6 protein-coding genes and 1 pseudogene are annotated in these 7,588 nt (G+C 73.9%); 1 reads left to right on the plus strand and 6 read right to left on the minus strand.

Features of this window, described 5'->3' with window-relative positions:
• Position 1: 1 nt before the first annotated feature.
• The 6 genes from ACFVXK_RS35655 to ACFVXK_RS35680 form a co-directional block, all read right to left on the minus strand.
• Positions 2 to 3,565 carry a CDP-glycerol glycerophosphotransferase family protein gene (locus tag ACFVXK_RS35655; RefSeq protein WP_389620582.1) on the minus strand — a complete coding sequence of 1,188 codons (3,564 nt, stop codon included), beginning with the start codon at positions 3,563 to 3,565 and terminating at the stop codon, positions 2 to 4.
• A 196-nt stretch (positions 3,566 to 3,761) separates the two neighbouring features.
• Positions 3,762 to 4,136, minus strand: coding sequence for a hypothetical protein (locus ACFVXK_RS35660; RefSeq protein WP_389620585.1), 375 nt, complete (start codon positions 4,134 to 4,136; stop codon positions 3,762 to 3,764).
• Between the two features lie 60 nt (positions 4,137 to 4,196).
• A complete protein-coding gene (locus ACFVXK_RS35665) occupies positions 4,197 to 4,634 on the minus strand; it encodes a roadblock/LC7 domain-containing protein (RefSeq protein WP_389620588.1) in 438 nt (145 codons plus the stop codon).
• Positions 4,635 to 4,705: 71 nt separating this feature from the next.
• A complete protein-coding gene (locus ACFVXK_RS35670; protein WP_389620590.1) occupies positions 4,706 to 5,491 on the minus strand; it encodes a transcriptional regulator in 786 nt (261 codons plus the stop codon).
• Complete coding sequence (locus ACFVXK_RS35675) at positions 5,488 to 5,901, minus strand: hypothetical protein (RefSeq protein WP_389620593.1); 414 nt, start codon at positions 5,899 to 5,901, stop codon at positions 5,488 to 5,490. The genes ACFVXK_RS35670 and ACFVXK_RS35675 overlap by 4 nt, the downstream gene beginning before the upstream one ends.
• 203 nt (positions 5,902 to 6,104) lie before the next feature.
• A complete protein-coding gene (locus ACFVXK_RS35680; protein WP_389620596.1) occupies positions 6,105 to 6,668 on the minus strand; it encodes a TetR/AcrR family transcriptional regulator in 564 nt (187 codons plus the stop codon).
• Between the two features lie 130 nt (positions 6,669 to 6,798).
• Between ACFVXK_RS35680 and ACFVXK_RS35685 the strand changes: the two are divergent.
• A pseudogene (locus ACFVXK_RS35685) lies at positions 6,799 to 7,588 on the plus strand (hypothetical protein); the annotation flags it as partial.

The following is a 7,588-nucleotide window of genomic DNA, read 5'->3' on the forward strand; positions in this document are numbered from 1 at the left end:
GCTACTTCTGGAGCATCCGGTCGACGACCCGCTCGGCGGCGTGGCCGTCGTCGAGGTCGCAGAACTCGGCGCGGAACGCCTTGCGGGCGTCGGCGTGCCGGGCGGCCACGGCGTCGGCGTCGCGGATGGCCTCGATCAGGGCGGCCGAGTCCTTCAGCAGCGGGCCGGGGGCCTTCTCCTCCAGGTCGAAGTTGAAGCCGCGCAGGGTCGTGCGGTAGTGCTCCAGGTCGTACGTGAACAGCAGGATCGGCTTCTCGGTCAGCGCGAAGTCGAAGATCGCGGAGGAGTAGTCCGAGACGAGGACGTCGGCGACGAGCAGCAGGTCCGTGGTGTCGGGCCAGCGGGAGACGTCCACGACGAACCCGTCGCGCACGCCGTCGCGGAGCTGCTCGCGCACCAGGTGGTGGCCGCGGACCAGCAGGACGTGGTCCTCGCCGAGCTCGCGGCGGGCCGCGTCCAGGTCGATCCGCAGATCGAGCTTGTAGCCGCCGCTCCAGTCCTCGCGGTTCTCGCGCCAGGTCGGCAGGTACAGGACGACCTTCTTGCCCTCGGGCAGGCCGAGGCGCCGGCGGACCTCGGCGATCCGCTCCGCGTCGGGACGGACCAGCGCGTCGGCGCGCGGGCTGCCGGACTCGACGACCTCGCCGTCGTAGCCGAGGGCCCGCTTGAGGACGGGAGTGGCGTACGAGCTCGGGGAGGCGAGCAGCGTCCACTGGGCGCTGTCGTGCGCCAGGCCCTCGAGCACCTCGGGGCTGGTGTAGTAGTCGTGCGTGAAGTCGTAGCCGATCTGCTTGAGCGGCGTCCCGTGCCAGGTCTGGACGACCGTCTGGCCGGGGCGGCGCCGGAAGTGCATCGGCACGCTGTCGTTGACCACGTAGTAGCGGGCGCGGGCCAGGACGTCCCAGGCCTCCAGGCTGTCGTACTGGACGGCGCGGGCGGTCGCGGGGACCTCGGCGCGGCCGTCGCGGACCAGCCAGACGTGGTCCAGCTTCTCGCCGCGGCGCAGGAGTTCCTCGTGGATGGCGCGGGGCGAGTCGCCGGCGCCGTTGCCGCCGAAGGTGTCGTAGACGACCAGGTCCTTGACCGGGAGCTGCTGCTGCGCCGGGTAGGTCTCGTCGCGGGCGACGCGCTGGGCGTAGCGGGAGCGGTCGTGGGGGCTCAGGAGCGGGTCGGTGACCAGGGCCATGCGGTCGTGGTGGCGGGCCTCGACGCGCATGCGGCGGCCCAGGACGGTGACCGGGTGGGGGCCGGCGGTCAGGGCCGTGCCGACGAGCTGCACGGGGGCGCCGCGGTCGACGCCGAGCAGGCCGGCGGTGGTGCCGCCCTGGCTCACCGGGCGCAGGGTGGGCCACCAGCGGCCGTGCGGGAGGCTGGTGCGGCCCGCGTACGGCTCGGGGAGCACGGGCTCGAAGGCGGCTTCGAAGCGGTCTCCGTCACGGGTGACGGGGTAGCTGTACTCGGTGCCGTGGTGGTCGTGCAGGACCAGCTCGTACGGCTCGTCGGCGCTGTCCGCGGGGGCGCGGAAGACGCCGCGCAGCGTCAGCGTGCCGTTCTCGGCGGAGACGGTGTCGACGAGCGGCGGGGCGGGCTGGACGGACAGGAGGAGGTGGCCGCCCTTGGAGCGCTTGGCGAAGACCGCGAGTTCGCCGGCGCCGCCGGGGAGCGGTACGGCCAGGCCCGTGAAGCCGCCGCGTTCGTCGTGGACCAGCGGGTGGCGGGTGCCGTCGGGGCGGACCACGGCCAGGGTCCAGGCCTCGGGGGTCCATTCGCCGGGCGCCGGCGTGGCGGCGACGGCGCCGAGCCCGGCGAGGGGGACGACGGCGGTGAAGGGGATGCGGCCGCCGGCCGGGGCGCTGCCCAGGGTGAGCGGGATGTCGAGGCCCGTGCCGGTGCCGGCGTGTTCGGCGCGCAGGGTGAGGCCCTCGCCGGCGCCTGCGGCCAGCTCGCCGGAGAGTTCGAGGGCGTCGTCGCCGTGGGGGCGGACGTCCAGGACGCGGGCCCGGACGATCTCGACGTGGACGGTGAGGGAGCCGGCGACGGTCGGCACGATGCGGACGTCGGGCGTGGCCCAGTGGGAGGGCGGGTTGGTGCCGCTGTCGTGCTCGCCGCCCCGCAGGCGGGCCCGGTGCAGGCCGCCGGGGCCGGTGACGGCGATGGACGTGGTCCACACGCCCTCGCGCCACTTGCCGCCGGACTGGAAGACGGTGGGTTCGACGACGGCGGTGAAGCCGGCCCAGTCGGCGTGGCGCAGGGCGAGGTGCGGGGAGTTCACGGTGGCCATCGGCGAGGCCACCGTGCGGGTGGGGACGACCGTGCGGCGGCGCTTGCCCTGCTCGCGGAAGACCAGCATCTTGCGGGAGCCCAGGCGGCTCTCGGCGCCCATGTGGCCGGGCAGGGCGTAACCGCGCAGCAGCAGCTTGCCGTCGCTCCAGGCGGCCTGCTCCAGGCGGCTGACGATGCGGCGCTCGCGCGGGCCGAGGGTCAGCAGCTTGGGCGGGACGGGGGCCTTGAGGAAGGGGTAGTCGGCCTGCGGGCGGGCGAGGCCCTTGACCGGCACGCTGTAGGAGAAGTCCCGCTGGTGGTGCAGGAGGGCGATGAACTCCTCGACGCGGCCCTCGCGGGCCAGGAACGCCTTGAGCCGGTCGGCGACGGTGAGGTCGCTCCAGGGGCCGGTGCCGATCTCGCGGACGAGGCCGCCGACCTCCTTGACGAAGGCGGCGCGGAAGTCGTCCCCGCCTTCGGCGACGTACTTGTAGATGAGCGGGAGTTCCTCGCTCAGCACGTTGTAGTCGTAGTCGCGCAGGTAGCGGGCGTACTTCTCGCCGGTCTTGCCGAGCAGGGCCTCGCGGACCAGGCGGACGGAGGTCACGCGGTCGATGACGGAGACCGGGTCGGTGGAGCGCTGGGTGATGGAGCGCTCGCCGGTCTCGCGGACCCGCCAGTGGTAGACGCAGTCGCTGATCACGTCGACGCTCTTGGCGAAGTAGTGCGCCGGGATGCTGACGGGGGCGTCCTCGTAGAGGATGCCCTCGGGGTACTGGAAGCCGTGCTCCTCCCAGAAACCGCGCCGGTAGACCTTGTTCCAGGCGGTGCGGTCGGTGACCAGGGCCGGGAACTTGGAGATGTGGGTCTTCAGCCGCGTGTTCGCGAACGCGACGCGGTGGCCCCAGGACTGCTGCATGCCGACGGAGCGGAAGCGCTTGACGTTGCCCGCGGCGAAGTCGGAGCCGCTGGCGTCGAGGGCGTCGATCAGCTTCTGGTAGGCGTCCGACGGCATGGTGTCGTCGGAGTCGACGAAGGCTATGTACTCGCTGTCCGGCGAGGCGTGGCGGAAGCCGACGTTCCGAGCGGCGCCGAGGCCGGCGTTCTGCTGGAGGACCACCCGGAAGCGCTGGTCACGCTCAGCGAAGGCTGCGGCGATGGCCGCACTGTTGTCCGTGGACCCGTCGTCGACGATGACGACTTCGAAGTCGTCGAACGTCTGGGCTGCAAGGGATTCCAGGCACTCGTCGAGGTAGAGCTCGACGTTGTAGGAGGGCACGACGATGCTCAGGCGCGGGGGCATGGGTGGCGGGTTCTCCAGCGTTTTTATCTTTGTCGACCGGGTTGATGATCAGCCAATTACAGCATCTTACTCTGTAACAGGATGATAAAGCCGACCCATTTCGGACATATCACTCAGTCCGCCGGGGCGGACGGCAAAGAATTCAGCCGCCCGCCACCGTGCCGTCGCGGCCCGCCGGGGGCCGCCGCCGGAGCCGTCAGACCTCCAGGCTCTCCTCGATCTTCTTCAGCTGGTGCCGGGCCATGGCCAGATTGGCCCGGTTCCGGTCGAGGGCGAGGTAGAGGAAGAAGCCCTCGCTGTTGCGGCCCTTCATCAGCCTGATCAGGTGGTACTGACTGCCGAGAGTGATCAGGATGTCCTCGATCTCGTCCTTCAGGCCGAGCATCTCCATGGTGCGGACCTTGGCCCGGACCACGTCCGTGTTGCCGGCCGCGGCCACCGTCAGGTCCAGGTCCTTGCCGCCGCCGATGTGGCCGAGGGCCATGCCGCTGCCGTAGTCGACGAGGGCCGCGCCGATCGCGCCCTCGATGCTGGCGTGGGCTTCCTTGAGGGCGGTTTCCACATTGGCCATGGGGGTTTCCTTTGCAGTCGTTTGCTTTTTGGCTGGTTCTGGCCTGTCGGCCGGGAGCGGTCAGGGACGGTCCGGCGCCGGCGCCTCGGGGCCGGACCGGCGGCCCAGGCTGTGCTCTATGAGCTCGGTTATCCGGACGCTGGAGCGGCGCGCCTCCAGGTGGAGGCGGCCGACGTTGACGCGCGGCTCGGCGATCAGGGTGAGCACGGCCGCCTCGCCCGCGGCGTAGGTGGCGACGTAGCCGTGCTCGCCGCGGACGAGCAGTTCACGGAAGCCGCCCTGGCCGGTGCAGTCGCTCAGCCGCTGGGCCACGCCGAGGGCGGCGGCGGTCAGCGCGGCGACGGACTCGGCCTCGCCCGCGGCGCTGTCCTGCGCCAGCACCAGCCCGTCGGCGCTCGCCGCGAGCGCCCCGCTGAGCTGGGGCACCCGGGCCCGCAGCCGGCGGAGCTCGGCGAGTACCTCGGCTTCGGCCTCGGCGGGCAGCATCAGCGTGTTCATGTCGGCCTTCCTCCCTTCGGGCGGCCTCCGCTCGGAACGGTCGGCTCGCAGAACCGGTCGGAGCGGGAGCCTCACAGGCTTGCCTCCAGTGCGTCGCGTAACCGGCGGAGCAGCGCCACGTCCGGGGATTGGGCCTGGGTCATCCAGTCGGGCAGGGGTGCGGCCGGCGCCGGGGCGGGCCGGACGTGCGGTGTCTCGACGAGCCCGGCGGCCGCGAGTCTTCGTACGTCGAGCAGGGTGTGGAAGGCGGGCCGGCCCAGGACCCACGCGAGGTCGGCGGGGGTCCGCACGCCGTCCGCCTGCGCGAGCAGGGCCCGCTGCCGGGCGGTGACGATCTGCCCGGGCGCGGCCGGGCGGGGCACGACCGGGGCGGTGTCGAGCTGCGGGTAGGGCCACACGGCGTCGAGCAGCTCGCGGCGCCTGCGGGTCTCGCGCTCCACGGCGGCGGCCGGGACGGAGCGCATGGAGCCGATCCAGTGGGTGGCGCCGCGGCGGAAGCGGGAGGGCCCGCTGCCCGGGGAGAGGGCGAAGAAGGCGGCGTCGAATATCGCGGCCAGGTGGCAGATCTCCAGCTCCCCGCCGGCCAGGCCGCCGCTGTCCACGAGGAACCGGGCGACCTGCCGGGTGGCCCCGGCTTCACTCAGGGCCTCGTTCCAGCGCTCGGGCGCCAGCCCCCCGCCGGTGGTCAGCAGCACGTCCAGCCCCGGGGTGGAGGGGCTCTCCGCGTGCACGATGCGGCCGTCCTCCAGGAACAGCGTGCCGCGGTCGCGCAGCAGGGCGCCGGTGGCGCGCTCGGCGGCGAGCCGGGTGAGCAGCGGGGAGACCGCGGCGAGGCCGTGTACGGGTGCGGTGGTCACCGGAGCACCAGCCCTTCGGCGAGGGCGCGGAGTCTGAGCCGGGCGAGCGCGAGGTTGCCCTCGGCGCGGTCGAGCCAGAGGTGGAGGAAGACGCTGCTGTCGAAGCTGGTCTCCACGAAGCGCAGCACGTGGTAGCCGGTCCGGGTGGTGACGATCAGGTCCTCGACGGGCGGGCCCGCCGGTCCCCCGCCGGTCGCGGGCGGCGGCGCGGTGGCGGGCTGGGCGAAGGACTCGTACTCGGCGGCCGCACGGGCCAGCTCGGCGGTCTCGGCGGCGGTGGTCTCGTGGTCGCCCACCGGGGACTCCCCGACGGTGCCGAGGGCCAGTCCGCTGCTCCAGTCGACCAGCGCGGCCCCCCGCGCGCCCGGCAGGGCCATGGCTTCGAGCAGGCATTCGTCGATCCCGGGCACGCGGGCTCCCCTCCCGGCCGAACGGCGTGACAGGAGGGAACTTACTCAAGTTCCACACTGCGGAAGGGGGTTCTGGCATTTTCCGCGGGAACATGCGCGGTCCTGCATGACAGCTTGGCCGGAACCCGTTCGTTTTTGATCAAGACTGTCATCGTGTGCGGTTCTCGGTGCTCCGTTCGCCGGCTTCTCAGTTCGCCGGCCCCTCAGTTGGCCGGCCCCGGCGGGAGCAGGCGCTCGACCATCAGCCCGAGGAGCGGCTCCACCGGGTGGGCGTCGAGCAGGGCGGGGACGGTGAGGTCGTCCACGATCAGGCCCTGCATGGCGAAGTAGAGCAGTTCCACGCCCTGCCGGTCCCCGGGCAGACCCGCCTCCAGGTGCCCGGCGATGTTCGCCTCCAGCTCGTCGGCGAGGAACGCGGAGAGCTCCTCGCGGAGTTCGGGCCTGCGGGTGGCCTCCAGGCGCAGCTCCAGGACGGCCGTGTGCACGCTGGGCTCGCGCCGCAGCCGGCCGAGGAGCCGGCGGAGCAGTTCCACGGTGTCCGGCGAGCCGGCCAGGTCCTCGGGGGCCGGGGCGAGGCGTTCGCGGGTGCGGCGCAGGATCTGCGAGAGCAGCTGGCCGCGGTGGGCGAAGTAGTTGGAGGCGGTGCCGGTCGGGACCCCGGCCTCCTTGTCCACGGCCCGCAGGGTCAGGCCCCGGGAGCCCTCGCGGGCCAGGACCTCGATGGCTGCGTCGAGCAGCGCGGCCCGGCGTTCCGGATTCTGGCGCATGGGCGGTCCTCTGGGGTCTGGCGGAGCGGCTGGGCGTGAGCACTGCAGCCGCAGTGCTCCGAACACGCTAGCGGACCGGCCCGCTCCGGGCCCTCCCCACCGCCCCCTCACCCGTGTCACCCTGCCCGTCATGGAGCGGATCGTCGAGGAGATACGCGAGGACCTGGACCGCCGGCTCGCCCTGGCGGCGGACCGGCTCACCGACCGGGCGCTGGCCCAGGAGCCCGCCTGGGCCGCCCCGCTCGGCCGGGCCGGGGTCCGGGAGCGGATCCGGCTCGTCCTGCGCCGATTGCTCGAGGGCCTGGTCGGCGCCGGCCGGGGGGAGCCGGTCGACGTGGCGGACGCCCGGGCCGCGGGCGCCGAGCGGGCGGGGCGGGGGCTGCCGCTGGACCCCCTGCGGCGCACCTACCGGGAGGGGGCGCGGCTGGTGTGGCAGTGCCTGACCGAGGCGGTGGCGGCGCACGACCGGTCGGCGCTCGCCCGGCTGCCGGCCGGGCCCGACGCGCTGTGGGACGTGGTGGACCGGCTGACGGACGCCGCGTCGGAGGCGTACCACCGGGCCGGGGCCGAGCGGGAGGACCGGGAACGGGAGCGGCGCGCGGCCCTGCTGGACGCGCTGCTCGACGGCCCCGGAGCGGCCGCGCCGGACCCGGAGTCGGCGGCCTCGGCGGCGGCGCGGCTGGGGCTCCCCGCACGGGGCCGGTTCGCGGTGGTGGTGCTGGCCCCGGCCCGCCCGGGCGCTCCGGGCCGGCCCGGCTTCGAGCTGCCCGGCGCGCCCGGGCCCGGCGCAGACCCCGGCGGCCCGGCCGCGACGGGTACGGGCGCCGGTGCATGGCCCGACGCCCCGCGGGTGCTGTGGCGGGTCCGGGCCGACGGGGAGACCGGGCTCGCGGAGTTGGGCCACCACCCGCTGGAGTCCC

The organism is Streptomyces sp. NPDC058157 (assembly GCF_042884105.1).
Lineage (GTDB): Bacteria > Actinomycetota > Actinomycetes > Streptomycetales > Streptomycetaceae > Streptomyces.